Raw genomic sequence first — 15,044 nt, 5'->3', positions numbered from 1 at the left:
AACAGTAATTGAGTTACAAACAGTAATTTAGATCACAATAGCCTAGTTTTTTGCTATTATAAAGGCCGCCTAAAAGCGGCCTTTTTTGTTTTTAACGGAAGCTGATACCTATGCATTGTCCATTTTGCACCGCAAAAGATACCAAAGTGATTGACTCGCGTTTAGTGGGAGGTGGCCACCAAGTAAGGCGACGCCGTGAATGCAATGAATGTCATGAACGCTTTACTACCTTTGAAGGCGCAGAACTTGTAATGCCTCGGGTGATCAAACAAGACGGTAGCCGTGAACCTTTCAATGAAGATAAACTCCTTAATGGTCTACACCGCGCATTAGAAAAACGCCCCGTCAGTACCGAGCAAGTTGATGAAGTGGTCAATATTATTAAATCGCAATTACGTGCCACTGGCGAGCGTGAGATTTCCAGTCACCTGATTGGCGAATGCATTATGGAAGCGCTGAAAAAACTAGATAAAGTCGCTTACGTCAGATTTGCATCGGTATACCGTTCATTCGAAGATATTCGTGAATTTGGTGAAGAAATTGCCCGTTTGGGAGAGTGATATGAACCAATATCAGTTTAGCGAACAAGATTTCTCTTATATGACCCGAGCGATTGAGCTTGCCAAACAAGGACGCTTTACTACCACCCCAAACCCAAACGTTGGCTGTGTATTAGTAAAAAATGACGTTATTGTTGGTGAAGGTTTTCATCAAGTTGCCGGCCAAGGTCATGCTGAAGTGAATGCATTAGCAATGGCGGGTAGCCAAGCCTTTGGCGCAACTGCTTATGTCACGCTTGAACCTTGTAGCCATTTTGGTCGCACACCGCCGTGTGCCGAAGGTTTAAAAGCTGCTGGCGTGGTAAAAGTAATTGCTGCTATGGTTGATCCAAACCCGCAGGTGGCCGGTAAAGGTTTAGCTATTTTAGCGGACGCGGGCATTGAGGTTGCGTCAGGTTTGTTAGAACAACAAGCAAGGCTGTTAAACCGTGGCTTTTTAAAGCGCATGGAGCAAGGTATGCCATTTATTACCTGCAAAATGGCCGCAAGTCTTGATGGTAAAACGGCACTTAAAAACGGTCAAAGTAAGTGGATAACGGGCCCTAAGGCTCGCCAAGATGTGCAACTACAGCGCGCACAAAGCTGCGCTATTTTAACCGGCGCGGACACAGTATTAGTTGATAATGCAAAACTCAATGTTCGTGTTGATGAGCTGCCAGAGCCGTTACCAACGCAATTACCTGTACGCCAACCTGTACGTATTATTATTGATTCACAAAATCGTTTAACACCTGAGCTAGCATTATTTAGCATTGCCAGTGAAGTAATTATTCTTACCACTGAACTTGATAAATCACAGCAATGGCCTCATTACGTAAGCCATATTGTAGTACCAGAAAAAAATAATAAAGTTGATTTAGTGGCTGCCATGAAACTTTTAGCGCAGCAACAGTTTAATCATATTTGGTTAGAGGCAGGGGCAACCTTAGCGGGCCAAATGACTGAATGTAATTTAATTGATGAATATATTGTTTATCTGGCGCCGAAGTTGTTAGGGAATGACGGCAAAAGCTTACTAAACTTTACAGAGCTGACAAGTATGCAGGACGTTGTTAATTTATCAATTAATGAGTGTGTGTGTATCGGTGACGATATTCGTATCACGGCGACACCACGCAAAGCCTCATCTAAACCAAATAACTAAAGAGTAACCACTATGTTTACTGGGATCATCGAAGCAACGGGCACTATTAGCGAGTTACAACAAAAGCAAGGCGATTTAGCTATCCGCATTAAAAGTAATAACCTTGATATGGCCGATGTAAATTTAGGCGATAGCATTGCAACTAATGGGGTTTGCTTAACGGTTGTGGCCAAGCACAGTGATGGATTTAGCGCTGACTTATCAAATGAGACGATTAGTTTAACGGGATTTGCTCACTATAAACAAGGGCAAACTGTAAACCTTGAGAAAGCCATGCAGCCAGTATCTCGTTTAGGTGGTCACTTAGTTTCAGGGCATGTTGATGGCATCGCGACTATTACCGCAATTACGCCTAATGCGCGTGCCGTTGAGTACTGGTTAAGCACCGATGTACAACTAATGAAATATATTCCTTATAAAGGCTCGGTATGCATTGATGGTATTAGCCTAACAGTAAATGCAGTAGCAGATAATAAATTTAAACTGACAATTGTGCCGCACACTAGTGAGCAAACAACTATTGCTGATTTTAAAGTAGGCACGCAAGTGAACTTAGAAGTAGATCAAATCGCGCGTTATTTAGAGCGTTTGATCAAAGGGGCAGAGCAGCCAGCTAGTTCAGATATTTCAATGAGTTTACTCGCCCAAGCCGGTTTTATTAAATAAACGCACTCCACAACTTACACGAGCAGATTATGAATTTACACAGCGCACAAGAAATTATTGATGACATTAAAGCCGGTAAAATGGTTATTTTAATGGATGATGAAGACAGAGAAAATGAAGGCGATTTAATTATCGCAGCCGAGCACATTAGTGCTGAAGCGATCAATTTTATGGCCACTCATGGTCGTGGTTTAATTTGCCTAACAATGACTCAAGAGCGCTGTGAGCAACTTGATTTACCATTAATGGTAAAAAACAATGGTGCGGCATTTTCGACTAACTTTACGATGTCGATTGAAGCATCGAAAGGTGTGACTACGGGGATTTCTGCTGCTGATCGCGCTCGTACTGTGCAAGCTGCGATTGCCAAAGGTGCTGTACCAAGTGATATCGTTCAACCTGGGCATATCTTTCCTATTATGGCACAACCAGGTGGCGTATTAACGCGTGCCGGTCACACTGAAGCCGGTTGTGATTTAGCCCGCTTAGCCGGTTTAGAGCCTTCATCAGTAATTGTGGAAATTCTTAATGCTGATGGCACCATGGCGCGTCGTCCTGATTTAGAAGTATTTGCTGAGCAACATAATATCAAAATTGGCACTATTGCTGATTTAATTGAATACCGTAACATGAATGAAACCACCATTGAGCAAGTGGCAAAATGTAAGTTGCCAACCGTACATGGTGAGTTTGATTTAGTTACTTATAAAGATACCATTGACGGCCAGTTACATTATGCGCTGTTAAATGGTGAGGTTAAAACGAATGAACCAACCTTGGTACGGGTTCATTTAAAAAGTACCTTCAATGATATTTTGTTATCTGATCGCAGTGCCGATAGAAGCTGGGGCTTGTCAGATGCCATGGCTTATATTGCAAAGCATCAAGGTGTGTTAGTTATTCTAGGTAAGCAAGAATGCACCGAAGAACTAGAAGCGACAGTCAAAGCGTTTGCTGCAGAAGATGCTGGTGAGACGGTAGCGCATCGTAAATTCCAAGGTACTTCACGCACCGTAGGCGTAGGGTCACAAATTTTAGCTGACTTGGGCATTGAAAAAATGCGTTTGATGAGCTTACCTAAAAAGTACCATGCGTTATCGGGCTTTCACTTAGAAGTGGTTGACTACGTAGAGCCACAATAAGCACAACGCTTAAACTAGGCTATTATTTTATTTATATGGTATGATGCGCAGCAATTTTTGCGCAATCGCAACCGCTTGAACTTATTTTTTAGGGTTATCGAATGAAAATTATTGAAGGTAATAAATACGCTCCTGGCAAGAAATTCGCTATCGTTATTTCTCGTTTTAATGACTTTATTGGTAGCAGCCTATTAGCTGGTGCTGTTGATGAATTAAAACGTACTGGTGGTGTATCTGATGATGATATTACCGTAGTTTATGTACCAGGTGCGGTAGAATTACCTTTAGCGGCGAAACGCGTTGCAGCAAAAAAAGAGTATGATGCAATCATCGCTTTAGGCGTTGTGATCAGAGGTGGTACACCACATTTTGATCTTGTCGCTGGCGAATCAAATAAAGGCTTAGCGCAAGTGTCGCTTGAGTATGATATCCCGATTGCATTTGGCGTATTAACCACTGAAAGCATTGAGCAAGCGATTGAACGCGCTGGCACTAAGATGGGCAACAAAGGCGGCGAAGCTGCTTTAGGCGCACTTGAAATGGTTAATGTGTTAGATAAAATTTAAGTTTAAGGAATTTTTGTGAAACCAGCAGCAAGACGTAAAGCACGTATCTTAGCACTTCAAGCCGTTTATTCTTGGCAATTAAGTGGCAATGCCATTGCCGATATCGAACAACAAATGTTGATCGAAAACGATGTGACTAAAATTGATGTTGAATACTTTAAAGATCTTTCGCGTGGTGTTGCTATAAATCATAAGCAACTAGACGAAGCAGTATCGCCACATTTAACTCGTCCATTTAACGAGTTAGACCAAGTTGAACGCGCTATTTTACGTTTAAGCAGCTATGAGCTGAAATTCCGTGAAGATGTACCTTATAAGGTTGCTATCAACGAAGGTATTGAGCTTGCTAAGATATTTGGCGCTGAAGACAGCCATAAATTTGTTAATGGTGTACTTGATAAAGCGGTAAAGCATTTACGTAAGTAATGCGACCGTAAAAGGAGAGCCGGCATAGGCCGGCTTTTTTGTGTATGAAGGAATTTGAATTAATAAATCGCTACTTTAAAGGTCGTGGCATAACTCGTCGCGATGTTAATTTAGGGATTGGTGACGATTGTGCATTGGTTACTGTTCCTGAAAATTGTCAGTTAGCGATTACCACCGATACACTGGTAGCAGGCGTACATTTTTTTGATGACATCGATCCGCGTGCATTAGGCCATCGTGCTCTTGCCGTAAACTTAAGTGATTTAGCTGCTATGGGGGCTGAGCCTACGTGGGTTTCGGTTGCTTTAACGTTGCCAAATATTGATGTTGAGTGGCTGGAAGAATTCACCGAAGGCATGCATGAAATCGCAGAGTATTTTAATGTGCAAATCATTGGAGGCGATACCACGCAAGGGCCGTTAACAATTACTATTTGTGCTAAAGGTACAGTGCCTGCAGGTAAAGCACTGCGCCGAAGCGGTGCTAAAGTAGGTGACTGGGTTTATGTTACAGGGCCGCTAGGTGATGCCGGGCTTGCGATTGAAGCTCGTAAGCAAGATATTAAGATTGCTCCAGAGCACTTAAGGTACGTTAATCAACGATTTGATTACCCAACTCCGCGTGTTGCTGCGGGGCAAGTATTACGCGGTTTAGCATCATCAGCGATTGATATCTCAGATGGTCTATTGGCAGATCTTGGACATATTTTAGCTCTGTCGCAAGTTAGCGCTTGTATTGATGTGAATAAAATACCAACCTCGGATGCATTGCGTGCTACTTTAGAACGAGATCAACAACTGCCGTTTATCCTCAATTATGGCGATGACTATGAGTTGTTATTTACGGTACCTGATAGCAATAAAAGTATGCTGGAAATGAAATTGCGCCAGTATGGTGTAGATGCAGCCTGCATTGGACAAATAAAAAGTGGTGAAGGCGAAGTTGAGCTGATGCTCGATGGCGAAAAATTAGCATATGATGATGCTGGTTTTGAACACTTCACCAAGGAGTCGGTTTGAATAAACCTGCATTATTTAATTTAAAGCGCCCTCATCAATTTTTTGGTTTGGGCTTTGGTTTAGGGTTAGCGCCTAAAGCGCCGGGTACGTTTGGTACCTTTGCTGCGCTACCGTTTATTTTTACTACTATGTATTTCCCGCTGTGGTTACAAATTGTATTTGCGGTGGTTATTAGTATTTTTGGTATATGGGCATGTGGCAAAACCGCTGATGATCTGGGCGTACATGATCATCCCGCGATTGTATGGGATGAAGTTGCCGGATTTTACATTACCATGATCGGAGCTGCATTAAGTTGGCAGTCTTTGTTAGTGGGTTTTTTGTTATTTCGTTTTTTTGATATCGCTAAACCAGGTCCTATTCGCTTTCTTGATAAGCGGGTTCATGGTGGTGTAGGTATTATGGCGGATGATGTTTTAGCTGGTATATTTTCTTTAATTTGTGTTCAGGCATTGTTTAAAATGGGTTATTTGCCCTTTTAACCTTAGTTTTGCAACGAGGTATTGACGTTATGATGCGATTTTTATTGGTTATTATTGTGCTGTTCTGCAGTATGCCAAGTAAGGCGTCAATTACCGACTATGTTGTAAAACAATGGAATATGCAAAATGGCTTACCATCGCAGTCACTTAAAAGTGTCGTGCAAGATAAGCAAGGCTATATGTGGCTGGGAACTCAGTTTGGCCTCAGTCGCTTTGATGGCAATACATTCACTAATTACAATACCTTAAATAGTAATTTTTTACCCAGTAACGGCATTAATAAATTACTTGTCGATAGCGAAGGCTATTTATGGATTGGTACTAAAGATGGTATTGTGGTCATCGATCCCACCACTATGGCAGCGCAAGAGTTTAGTGTAAAAGGCCCTGTACGCGATGTTATCGAAGATGCGAAAGGCAGTATTTGGATAGCAGCGAATGGCCTGTACTTTGTATCTCGCAATCAGATCAATGTCAGCGCAGTGCATGACTTACTAGTCCCTGTGATGAGTGCCAGTTCAGTAAAGCAGATTGTTGGTACTGTCAGTCAGCTGGCATTATCGCCAGAAGGGATCTGGCTGGTGAATGAACGATACTTGCTACGGTTAACTAATTCCTCCTCTGATTTTGCAAAGTTACGCTTAGAACTAACTGCTAAGGTATCGATACCTGAGCGTTTAGCACAAACGATTATTCACGATTTAGCATGGCTGGAAGGAAACTTATATTTAGCGTCAGAGCTCGGTGCTTACTTTTTAGATTTAGATGACGAGTTAAGGCCTTTTCCACTTCCCAATGCGAATAACTCAGCGGTTTATAAATTTATGAGTGACTCAAATGGAGCACTGTGGATTTCGACCTATGGGCGCTTACTGTTTCGAGACAACTCCGGCGATTGGCAATGGGTTGAACCGAGCCAACTTGACCAAAGTATTTGGTTTGCTGATTTATATCGCGATAATGATAATAATATTTGGCTTGCGAGTTTTAGTGAAGGATTATGGCTTGCGCACGAAGGCAGAATAGAACGTCACTCAGCTATATCACAAATGACCGAAGCGGTTATGGCCATTAGCCAAGCGCCCGATGGGAGATTGTGGGTCGCTAACCGCAGTGGTGTAGGCTACTTTGATTTAGATAAAAACTTTATCAATCAAATCCCAAGTAATCAATACGGACGTGCAGCCGTGCATGATTTACAGTTTGATGGCTCACGGTTATATATCGCCACTGGGCGTGGTGTGTATATTTATGAAAACAACACCTTGTTCACTGTCCCTGGACGCGCTTTAAAAGATAACCCGGTGTTTGCGATTAGTCGCTCCAGCAAAGGAGGCTTTTGGCTTGGTACTGGCCGGGGTATGTATCGGCTTAGTTACGGTGGTTTAACCCCATTTGCTTATAACGCATTTTTAGGCAGTAAGTTTATTACTTATGTCGTTGATGAAGCTAATTTTGGTTTAATTGGCACTAGCAAAGGCGCTTACTACTTTACTGATCGTGGTATTGAAAAAATTGGCGATCAAACGAGTCTTGAAAGTGCTTATGTTACAAGCATCTTAAACATTGATGGAGTTGGTATATTAATCGGCTCATTAAATGATGGTTTATTTTATCGAAGCACACAAGGGCATTGGCGTCAGTTAGATGCTACCAATGGCTTACCTTACGGTTCTATTTTTAGTTTACGTTATGATGAAAAGCTCAAGCGCATATGGGTTAGTACCATGAAAGGTGTCTACCGAATGCCGGTTGAGCAGTTTAGTAACGATATTGAAAGCTTAAAAGTAGAGCAGGTTATTTCGTCATACGATCGTCAACTAGACGGTAAGGCCAGCCAGTGTTGTACCGGCCTTGGCCATGATGCTGTGGCGGAGTTAGGCAATTCAATGTGGTATCCGAGCCTACAGGGGGTCGTGGAGATCCCTAAAGATATTGAGCTGTTTGGCGTTAAACCATTACAGCCAAAGGTTGAGAGTTTAAATACTGGGATACGTAAACTTGCAACAGCTGCATTAGGGCGTAATCCTGAATTAGAAATCGATGAGCGTGATATCACCCTTAAATACACTGCGATAGACTATTATGCACCGACCAGTATTGAGTTTCGCTATCGTTTAACTGGTTTAGACAGCGATTGGCGTTATGCTAATACCCGCCGTGAAGCTATTTATACCAATTTACCGCCTGGTGCATTTTTGTTTCAACTTGAGGCTAAACGACAAGGTGAAGGTTGGCAAAAAGCGCAAAGTACGGAATATTCATTTGTAGTACCAAGACGGTTTGATGAAACAATTTATTTTCGGCTGTTGATCACTGGTAGTTTTATTTTATTATTTTATTTAGTGTTTTGGGTATTTAGAAAGCAAGAACGCCGTAAGCAAACCGCGCTTGAAAGTTTAATCACAGAACGCACCGGGGAGCTGCGCCAAGCTAATGATAAGCTTAATCAAGTTAACTCTCAGCTAAAGCTTATGAGTCACTCTGATGAACTTACTGGGCTGAGAAGCCGCCGCTTCTTATTTGATCAACTACCAAAAGATATAGAGCACTTCCAGCGTAACTCACAATCATTACAAGCGCAGGGGAAATCCTTGGTGTTGCTAATCATTAATTTTGATAATTTTAGCCGCATCAATGACGCTTATGGACCGATTGGTGGTGATAGTTGTTTGCAGCAAATGGCTGCATTGCTTAACTCTCGTACGCAAGGATCCGATTATGTTGCCCGTTGGAGTGGTGATGAATTCTTGTTACTGCTACGTGACTTTAAACGCACTGCAATCGACAGTTATGTTGCACAGCTGTGTAAAGTAATTGCTGATCACACATTTAAGTTGCCCAGTGGTGACAGTATAAACTTGACTGCATCGATTGGCTTTTCATTTTACCCATTACCATTATTAGGTGGTCAGGTTATTGGTTGGGAAACCTCTGTCAACTTAGCGGATATCGCGCTACATCAAGTTAAAAAGCGCGGTGGCGATGGTATTGCAAACATCACCTTTGATGAACAGTTAGATGCCTTTGAATTTGAGCAAACCAATAATGTTGAGCAACAACTGAGCGTATTACAAGCCAATGGTTTAGCAGATATCAAAGTGTGGATGCGCTAATTGGCTAATTATGCGTTTGCTTATTCTAAGACGGCTGTTAGTTAAAGATAAGAAATGCCTTAACTCGAAAAGTTAAGGCATTGGGAGGCGAACTAAAAGCAGTTAAGTTTATTTACTGCCCTTGATGGTTCGTGGTTTAGCGATCGTAGCGAACACATGGAGCTTCACAGAAATATGCATCACGCTTTTAGGATAATGCACCATTTTGTGTGGATGTAAATAATGCAGATAGTAAAGAGTATTCGGCGAGAGAGTTTTTCGACTTTATTCAGCTGCAAAGAGGCGATACTTAAATCGCTTAAAAACAAACCCAACATCGCGGTTGGGTTTGTTTATTTTGGTATGCATATTTTTAAATTAATAATTTAAAAATAATACTCCAGCGTTACTGAGCCATAATCTTCATTTCTAATACCATAGAGTGGCATAGTCGGATTGTCGGTTGTGAAGAGTCGCACATCTAAAGTGAGTTTCAATGATTCACCCAAACGACGACTACCTTCTATAAACGCACTTTTTGAGCTCGATTCCGTTAAGTCTTGTGTATAGCCAATTAATAACTGTGAACTTTGTACGTCATTGAACGCCAATCGTGCACCCACGAAAATATCATTTTGTAACGGTGATGGTGAGCGTTCATTTCGTGAATTGCGGTTATACTCCATAAGCAAGCCAAGGTCGGTGATGTCTACGAAACCGACCATGGTGTATTCAAATCCGGCGGTAAATGCACCAACGTTGCCAATCGAATCGTCGCGGGCGATGGCTTCTATTTTCCATAGCCAATTACCGATCGTAGCTTGAGCATCGACGCCAAATTGTTGCATTTGATCATATAAAGGAATAGCCGACGGTTGGTGAAGATTATTTTCTAGCGATTGGTACACCATGTGTGGATCACGGTTGGTGCCTTTAAACCAGCTGAGACCAAAATCAAAAATATCGATTGAGTTAGTGTATCTCAGAGCATAATCAAAATGATCCTTTTTATCATTATCCTCATAAAGCGGATTGTGTGTATCAATGATTATTTGACCAGTAAGCCGCCCATCTATGCCGGGAAACGTTCTGTCACGAAAACCAGGCAGTACAAATGCACTCAGTACACCCCAATCTCTTAAAATAGTGCCTTGTAATATGGGCTGGCCTAGCTTTTCTTCCCCATCGATAGATTCGACTAGGTCAGTTTGGTTGATAACATCAACGAGGTGGTTAGATTCGGTCACACCCCAAAATATTTTGCCAATACCCGCGCGAAATTCCCAGCTATCACCGACATGGAGCCATAATGCTTCTCGAATATCTAGGTGGGTGCGCGCGTCGTCTAACGCGTCATAACGTGCAAACAGCTTGAAAGTGAAGCTGTTACGTCTCTCTTCATCGCTCCAGTAGAGTTCAGGCTCTACGAGTAAAGAGCTTTGCAGCTTTTCATCGTGCGTGAAAAACCGGCTTTGTGCACCTACTTTACCAGCAATATCGACAGCTTGAGCAAGGCTAGGTAGTACAAATAGCGAGCATAGTAAGGTCTTTTTTAACGTATTCATATTAATTATGTTACATCCTTGAAGTCGTTTAGGTGTTAGCCTTCCACGCAGTGAAAAATATCGCTAGCGAATCCAAAGCGTGTCATGGTTAGTTTGCACTCTTTCGCTCGGTTTATTTTTTACGTGAAATAAAACGCAGCGGAATCTTTGCACCTTTTTTATCTAGAGTCAATTCCCCTAATTTTTATAAAGGGCTATGAGAGTGACTGGGTACTTATTCAACATTAAATGTAAGGAAATACAGTTTTTTATACGTAGATTGTGAGTTCAGAATAGCCTAACGCACAGCCAAAAATGCTAGCTAATGGTGTTGTTTTTTACTCCTTTTATTCATAGAAATGCAATATTACCTAGTTATAAATGCAGGACAAGTTTATTTTATTTAGCGTTTATGTAAAGTGCTGCTGTGCTTTAAAAGTTGGCGTATATGGGTAGAATTTAGTGAGTAAGTTATCAAATTTGGCTCGGCAGATTGGTTGCTAAACACATGTGGAAAACGCAATTAATTCAACTTTTATTTCTCCTATCACTTTGAATCTATAATGAATTTTCGCATTCAACTTTAGTATGATTTATCGTCTTTAGATGTGTTTGTCGTATTTACAATCAATAAGCGAGTAATGTAACATTTAAAAAGTAACTAATAATCTAAGGAAAAGTTACATGGATATTAACAATAAATATGAGACAGTGAATACTCATAACCTTGTTCGGATGGAACACTCTGTATTGCTCATTGTTATGGCTGGGGTCGCAGCTCTCAACTACGAAAGTATAAATTGGTATTTATTTAACGCACTATTTTGGGGAATTGACCTCTTTGGATTTTACCCTGGCATGGTTTACTACAAGTATATTAACAAGAATGTTCCCAAAATATTCTACATCATTTACAACACATCACACAGTTATTTGACTTGGACCGCCTTCTCTGTTGCTTGGGTTTATTTTTACGGCTTTGATTACGTTTTATTGGCTCCGTGGATGCACTTAATGGCTGATAGAGGATTGTTTGGCAATACGCTTCGCCCTTTCCATGTTGCATTCAACGTAGAGAAAAATGAGCACTTTAAAAAATTCGAAAATACACTGTATAAGTAGCTTTCTAATTACTTATGTCGGTGTGTTTTAACTTTAAAACCGCAAGGTAAATTCTAAATGGAGTGGAGTGCAATGCGTGAATTTATATTAAAGAGTGGGGTCAGTCGACCCTTTGTAACACTGCTAGCAAGCTTGCTGTTTATCATTGCTACAAGTTGGGGAGCAGGCTATCTAACTTTTAAAAGTGATAGCCGGGTTTTCTTTGAAGAAAGCAACCCTCAATTACAAGCATTTGACCGAATGGAAGCCGTATATTCCCAAAGCGATAATGTCGCATTTTTGATAGTGCCAAAGAGCGGGGATGTATTTACCAAAGAAAACCTTTCTTTAATTTACGATCTAACGGAGCAAGCTTGGCAAACACCTTATTCAAGTCGTGTTGATTCTATTACTAACTATCAGCACACTTTTGCAACGGGTGATGATCTCATTGTTGAAGATTTGGTACTTGACCCTGAGGTACTTGATACGCAAAGAATTGAAGAAATTCGCGCTATCGCTGTTAATGAACCTTTACTTGCGAAACGCCTGATCTCTACTGAAGGCCATGTCAGCCTAGTGAATGTCACGGTGCAAATGCCAGGTACTAATGCTGAACAAGAGTTGACTGATGTGAGCACTTTTGTTCGCCAGATCCGCGATGATTTACTTGAAAAGTATCCTAATACTGAAATTCATTTAACCGGTCTTGTAATGATGGATGTGGCCTTTGCTGAGGCGGCACTTGCAGACAATAACACTTTAATGCCGCTTATGTTTCTGATTGTTATGGTCGCGATTGGCCTTTTACTTCGCACTATCACGGGGACTATTTCTACTTTATTGATTGCCATTGTTGCGATTGTGGTTACTTTGGGCGTGACTGGGTGGTTGGGTATTTATTTAACACCGCCCTCTGCAGCTGCACCAATTATGATTTTAACAGTGGTGGTGGCAGATTGTGTTCACATTTTAGCGAACATGTTTCATGAAATGAGAAAAGGGTTTGATAAGCGACAGGCGATTTATAACAGCTTAGAACATAACTTAAAGGCTATTTTTATTACCAGTGCTACAACAGCCCTTGGTTTTTTAAGTATGAACTTCTCGGATGTCCCCCCGTTTCAAGACTTAGGTAATATGGTGGCATTTGGGGTGATGATGGCCTTTTTGTTTTCAGTGACATTATTCCCTGCCTTGCTTGCTATTTTACCTATCAGACCATTTAAACAAGATGTCAAAGAGCACTCTGGTTTAATGGCTGGTGTCAGTAATTTTGTGGTTAAGAACTATCGCATTTTGTTACCCAGTACATTGTGTGCAATGTTGGTTATATTGTTTTTGATCCCGCGTAATGAGTTAAACGATAGATACGTGGAGTTTTTTGACGAGTCGGTCCCATTTAGAATGGCAACTGAATTAATGGGCAAGGAACTAAGTGGTGTCGATACAATCGAGTTTTCTATTGAAACAGGCACTGCTAATGGTATCAATGATCCTAAAGTAATCGCGGCAATAGATCACTTCAGTGAATGGCTACGCACGTTACCTGAAGTTGATCATGTAAATACGCTCAGTGATATTTTCAAACGGCTTAACAAAAATATGCACGGGGATGACCCTGCTTGGTATAAATTACCCGAGGGTAAGGAGCTGGCAGCACAATATTTATTATTATATGAAATGTCTTTACCGGTTGGTCTAGATCTTAATAACCAAATTAATGTAGACAAGTCAGGCACTCGAGTTGTGGCAACGCTGGAAAATATGCCTACTTATGAGTTATTAGAGTTAGAGGAACTAACAACAACATGGTTTGCGACAAACTATCCCGAGTTGAAGTTAGAGGCTGCCAGTATTTCACTGATGTTTGCACATGTTAGTAAAAAGAACATTAATAGCATGCTCTTAGGTTCTGTGCTGGCGCTTTTGTTGATTTCACCCATCTTAGGTATGGTGATGGGATCGGTAAAATATGGTGTCATTAGTTTACTGCCAAATCTTCTTCCAGCTGGGGTTGCATTTGGTATTTGGGCACTGTTATCAGCTGAGGTGGGGCTTGGCTTATCGGTTGTTATTGGTATGACATTGGGTATCGTGGTCGATGATACGGTGCACTTTATGAGCAAATATTTAACCGCGCGGCGAGAGAAAAACATGTCACCGGAAGAAGCTGTGCATTATACCTTTCAAAGTGTGGGACCTGCATTGTGGTTTACTACGCTAGTTTTAGTTGCAGGTTTCTTGATCATGGCTTTATCGACATATCGTGTAAATGCAGACATGGGGGTGATGACCGCAATTACCATTGTGATTGCCTTACTTGTTGATTTCTTATTATTGCCATCATTATTGATTGCAGCAGACAAAATAAGAAAAGATCCACAGCCTGTTGAAGAAAATAGCGGCATAGTTACGCAAAATTAAGGAGAAACACACATGTTTAAACCTATGTTATCTAAATTATTAGTCGTGGCATTACTCATCAGTGGTCAAGCTTATAGTGTGCAGAGCACTGATATCGCTGCCCAAGAAAAAGGCTTGCGCATTGCGAAAAAAGCCAAAAAATTGGATAGTGGTTGGGGTGACTCTCAATCAGAAGTGGAAATGATTTTGCGCAATAAGCATGGTCAAGAAAGCCGCCGAGCGATTCGTAGCAAAAATTTAGAGTTGAAAGATGAAGGTGATAAAAGCCTGATTATTTTTGATGAACCGCGTGATGTAAAAGGCACTGCTTTCTTAAATTTCTCCAACCCCATTGAGCCTGACGATCAGTGGCTCTACTTACCGGCGTTAAAACGCACCAAGCGTATTTCGTCGCGTAATAAGTCTGGCCCGTTTATGGGCAGTGAATTTTCATACGAAGATATGTCTTCGTTTGAAGTTGAGAAATACACATACAAGTATTTACGCGATGAAATAGCCGAAGATCGTGAGTGCTTTGTTTTAGAATACTATCCAGTAGATAAATACTCGGGTTATCCACGTCAAGTTGTTTGGTTAGATAAAGAAATGTATCAACCAATTAAAACTGAATATTACGACCGTAAAGACAGTTTATTGAAAACATTAAAGTTAACAGATTACAAGCGATATCAGGGGAAGTTCTGGCGTCCAGATAAGTTGGAAATGACAAACCATCTAAATGGTAAAAGTACCGTGTTGTTAATGACAAACTACCGCTTTAGCACAGGGTTAAATGAGCAAGACTTCAGTCAAAATACCTTGAAACGTTTACGATAGATAGTTAACTTTCTTTACACTTAAAGGCGCCCAATTGTTATATATAGTACCTTGAA

The 15,044-nt window shown here is 41.1% G+C and carries 13 protein-coding genes; 12 read left to right on the top strand and 1 reads right to left on the bottom strand.

Going from position 1 to position 15,044, the window contains the following annotated elements; genetic code table 11:
* Nucleotides 1-110 precede the first annotated feature (110 nt).
* The 9 genes from nrdR to PVK79_RS20085 all read left to right on the top strand — a co-directional run bounded on the left by nrdR (nt 111) and on the right by PVK79_RS20085 (nt 9,121).
* Nucleotides 111-560, top strand: coding sequence for a transcriptional regulator NrdR (gene nrdR, locus PVK79_RS20125; RefSeq protein WP_016708083.1), 450 nt, complete (start codon nt 111-113; stop codon nt 558-560).
* A gap of 1 nt (nt 561) precedes the next feature.
* Complete coding sequence (gene ribD / locus PVK79_RS20120; protein WP_145241138.1) at nt 562-1,704, top strand: bifunctional diaminohydroxyphosphoribosylaminopyrimidine deaminase/5-amino-6-(5-phosphoribosylamino)uracil reductase RibD; 1,143 nt, start codon at nt 562-564, stop codon at nt 1,702-1,704.
* 12 nt (nt 1,705-1,716) lie between these two features.
* Entirely contained in the window at nt 1,717-2,370 is a 654-nt protein-coding gene (locus PVK79_RS20115) for a riboflavin synthase (protein ID WP_145241136.1), read from the top strand.
* A 29-nt stretch (nt 2,371-2,399) separates the two neighbouring features.
* Complete coding sequence (gene ribBA, locus PVK79_RS20110) at nt 2,400-3,512, top strand: bifunctional 3,4-dihydroxy-2-butanone-4-phosphate synthase/GTP cyclohydrolase II (protein ID WP_145241135.1); 1,113 nt, start codon at nt 2,400-2,402, stop codon at nt 3,510-3,512.
* Between the two features lie 101 nt (nt 3,513-3,613).
* On the top strand, nt 3,614-4,078 hold the full coding sequence (gene ribH, locus PVK79_RS20105; protein ID WP_145241133.1) for a 6,7-dimethyl-8-ribityllumazine synthase: 465 nt from the start codon (nt 3,614-3,616) through the stop codon (nt 4,076-4,078).
* Between the two features lie 15 nt (nt 4,079-4,093).
* Entirely contained in the window at nt 4,094-4,504 is a 411-nt protein-coding gene (gene nusB / locus PVK79_RS20100) for a transcription antitermination factor NusB (RefSeq protein WP_145241131.1), read from the top strand.
* Nucleotides 4,505-4,548: 44 nt separating this feature from the next.
* A complete protein-coding gene (gene thiL / locus PVK79_RS20095; protein ID WP_145241129.1) occupies nt 4,549-5,523 on the top strand; it encodes a thiamine-phosphate kinase in 975 nt (324 codons plus the stop codon).
* Complete coding sequence (locus PVK79_RS20090) at nt 5,520-6,005, top strand: phosphatidylglycerophosphatase A family protein (RefSeq protein WP_145241127.1); 486 nt, start codon at nt 5,520-5,522, stop codon at nt 6,003-6,005. The genes thiL and PVK79_RS20090 overlap by 4 nt, the downstream gene beginning before the upstream one ends.
* A 29-nt stretch (nt 6,006-6,034) precedes the next feature.
* Nucleotides 6,035-9,121, top strand: a complete 3,087-nt coding sequence (locus tag PVK79_RS20085; protein WP_182731835.1) for a ligand-binding sensor domain-containing diguanylate cyclase — start codon at nt 6,035-6,037, stop codon at nt 9,119-9,121.
* Nucleotides 9,122-9,486: 365 nt separating this feature from the next.
* Here the strand turns inward: PVK79_RS20085 and PVK79_RS20080 are convergent, their stop codons facing one another.
* The gene (locus PVK79_RS20080) at nt 9,487-10,665 is read right to left on the bottom strand and encodes a hypothetical protein (RefSeq protein WP_257324194.1); all 1,179 of its coding nucleotides are present in this window, start codon (nt 10,663-10,665) and stop codon (nt 9,487-9,489) included.
* A 663-nt stretch (nt 10,666-11,328) separates the two neighbouring features.
* On the opposite strand from PVK79_RS20080, the gene PVK79_RS20075 reads away from it, so the two are divergent.
* The 3 genes from PVK79_RS20075 to PVK79_RS20065 all read left to right on the top strand — a co-directional run bounded on the left by PVK79_RS20075 (nt 11,329) and on the right by PVK79_RS20065 (nt 14,988).
* Nucleotides 11,329-11,766 carry a hypothetical protein gene (locus tag PVK79_RS20075; RefSeq protein WP_257324193.1) on the top strand — a complete coding sequence of 146 codons (438 nt, stop codon included), beginning with the start codon at nt 11,329-11,331 and terminating at the stop codon, nt 11,764-11,766.
* Between the two features lie 72 nt (nt 11,767-11,838).
* A complete protein-coding gene (locus tag PVK79_RS20070; RefSeq protein WP_257324192.1) occupies nt 11,839-14,172 on the top strand; it encodes an efflux RND transporter permease subunit in 2,334 nt (777 codons plus the stop codon).
* 12 nt (nt 14,173-14,184) lie between these two features.
* Nucleotides 14,185-14,988 carry an outer membrane lipoprotein-sorting protein gene (locus PVK79_RS20065; RefSeq protein ID WP_257324189.1) on the top strand — a complete coding sequence of 268 codons (804 nt, stop codon included), beginning with the start codon at nt 14,185-14,187 and terminating at the stop codon, nt 14,986-14,988.
* The last annotated feature ends 56 nt before the right edge of the window (nt 14,989-15,044 follow it).

This window comes from Pseudoalteromonas rhizosphaerae, from assembly GCF_028885455.1.
GTDB classification, from domain to species: domain Bacteria; phylum Pseudomonadota; class Gammaproteobacteria; order Enterobacterales; family Alteromonadaceae; genus Pseudoalteromonas; species Pseudoalteromonas rhizosphaerae.
This window is presented reverse-complemented; position numbering and strand designations above follow the sequence as displayed.

Excerpts from the sequence above, each read along its gene's own strand:
- PVK79_RS20070 (WP_257324192.1), top strand. The coding sequence starts at position 11,839 with ATGCGTGAATTTATATTAAAGAGTGGGGTCAGTCGACCCTTTGTAACA.
- ribH (WP_145241133.1), top strand. The coding sequence starts at position 3,614 with ATGAAAATTATTGAAGGTAATAAATACGCTCCTGGCAAGAAATTCGCT.
- thiL (WP_145241129.1), top strand. The coding sequence starts at position 4,549 with ATGAAGGAATTTGAATTAATAAATCGCTACTTTAAAGGTCGTGGCATA.
- ribBA (WP_145241135.1), top strand. The coding sequence starts at position 2,400 with ATGAATTTACACAGCGCACAAGAAATTATTGATGACATTAAAGCCGGT.
- ribD (WP_145241138.1), top strand. The coding sequence starts at position 562 with ATGAACCAATATCAGTTTAGCGAACAAGATTTCTCTTATATGACCCGA.
- PVK79_RS20080 (WP_257324194.1), bottom strand. The coding sequence starts at position 10,665 with ATGAATACGTTAAAAAAGACCTTACTATGCTCGCTATTTGTACTACCT.
- PVK79_RS20115 (WP_145241136.1), top strand. The coding sequence starts at position 1,717 with ATGTTTACTGGGATCATCGAAGCAACGGGCACTATTAGCGAGTTACAA.
- PVK79_RS20065 (WP_257324189.1), top strand. The coding sequence starts at position 14,185 with ATGTTTAAACCTATGTTATCTAAATTATTAGTCGTGGCATTACTCATC.
- PVK79_RS20085 (WP_182731835.1), top strand. The coding sequence starts at position 6,035 with ATGATGCGATTTTTATTGGTTATTATTGTGCTGTTCTGCAGTATGCCA.
- nrdR (WP_016708083.1), top strand. The coding sequence starts at position 111 with ATGCATTGTCCATTTTGCACCGCAAAAGATACCAAAGTGATTGACTCG.
- PVK79_RS20075 (WP_257324193.1), top strand. The coding sequence starts at position 11,329 with ATGGATATTAACAATAAATATGAGACAGTGAATACTCATAACCTTGTT.